Origin of the sequence: Escherichia sp. MOD1-EC7003, assembly GCF_002965065.1 — a bacterium.
Taxonomy (GTDB): Bacteria; Pseudomonadota; Gammaproteobacteria; order Enterobacterales; family Enterobacteriaceae; genus Escherichia.
Window position 1 is genome coordinate 1 of sequence record NZ_PTRE01000241.1, and the last position, 1332, is coordinate 1332.

4 protein-coding genes are annotated in these 1332 nt (G+C 37.2%); all 4 read left to right on the plus strand.

The features are described from left to right. On the plus strand, positions 1-238 hold a 238-nt coding region (locus tag A7090_RS24460), incomplete at its 5' end, for a transposase (protein ID WP_171873361.1). Between the two features lie 64 nt (positions 239-302). After that, positions 303-485 carry a hypothetical protein gene (locus A7090_RS27425; RefSeq protein WP_446718738.1) on the plus strand — a complete coding sequence of 61 codons (183 nt, stop codon included), beginning with the start codon at positions 303-305 and terminating at the stop codon, positions 483-485. After that, positions 421-888 (plus strand): hypothetical protein, encoded by a 468-nt coding sequence (locus A7090_RS24470; protein ID WP_157941501.1) that lies wholly within the window; start codon positions 421-423, stop codon positions 886-888. Before A7090_RS27425 ends, A7090_RS24470 begins: the two co-directional genes overlap by 65 nt. Positions 889-1153: 265 nt before the next feature. Continuing rightward, positions 1154-1332, plus strand: a 179-nt coding sequence (locus A7090_RS24480) for a transposase family protein (RefSeq protein ID WP_001511034.1), incomplete at its 3' end; no start/stop codon positions are given.

The window sequence follows — 1332 nt, forward strand, 5'->3', positions numbered from 1 at the left end:
AAATCATTGGCACGTGGAGAATAAGCTGCACTGGCGTCTGGACGTGGTAATGAATGAAGACGATTGCAAAATAAGAAGAGGAAACGCAGCAGAATTATTTTCAGGGATACGGCATATCGCTATTAATATTTTGACGAATGATAAGGTATTCAAGGCAGGGTTAAGACGTAAGATGAGAAAAGCAGCCATGGACAGAGACTACCTCGCGTCAGTCCTTGCGGGGAGCGGGCTTTCGTAATCTTGCCCTGATACGATACCCATATAATGGAGATGCTATTGGCATAGAAGTTGTCTGTCTTTATGTGTCTGATGGAAATAAAGGCGGATCGTGGAATCCTGTGACGGCAGCTCAAAAAAAATCCGTTAATAAACTGGTTGATATTTTGATGAATATATATGAATTATCTGAGGGGGATATCTATGGACATGATAAAATTAGTTATAAAACCGCTGGTGAGGGCGATGGCTTGTACGGTAATAGTTAGTGCGACATTTTTTTGTAAGATGGCATTTTCGGCAGATATTTCTATTGGAGGTGTTAGTAAATCCATTTATACAGGTACAGATGATGATAAAACAAAAAACTTGCCAGAATATGAAAGTTGTAAAGACTGGAGTTTAACACCGTCTCAAGTAAAAAAAATTTTCGATTTAAGCACTAAGTATCCTGATAATTCAGTAATAGTCAATGACTATTACTGGTTGCCATGTTATATAGATGGCTGGCTTGTAGTTGATGGTGTTAGATGGGATTTTTCAATAAACGCTGGTGCTACTGCTCAGTGGCATAATGATTCCGGAAAGATCTTCATGGGATGTAAAAAAGAAGAATGTGATTCATTTTTTTTACTTCCATATAATGCAATGAGTGATGGGCCGTTGAATTAAGCGTTACTATTTTCTGTAAGGCCGTAATGATGATGGCTATTCATAATAGGGTCATTAAAGATTTTGATTTTGGAGTGTTTATTTCACAATGTATTTATGAATGGATGCTGGCTCTGGTATCCAGGGAAAGATCACGTAACGCTGCTTTTTTGTACTAAACAATTCGCATTTTATGTTCAATAATTGAGATATTCCTTATTACCTGAGGCTGTTTTTTATTGCTTATACATGATCAAATACTCCTTACATAAATAAGGAGAACAAAATGGAACTTAAAAAATTGATGGAACACATTTCTATTATCCCCGATTACAGACAAGCCTGGAAAGTGGAACATAAATTGTCAGATATTCTACTGTTGACTATTTGTGCCGTCATTTCTGGTGCAGAAGGCTGGGAAGATATAGAGGATTTTGGGGAAACACATCTCGATTTTTTGAAGCA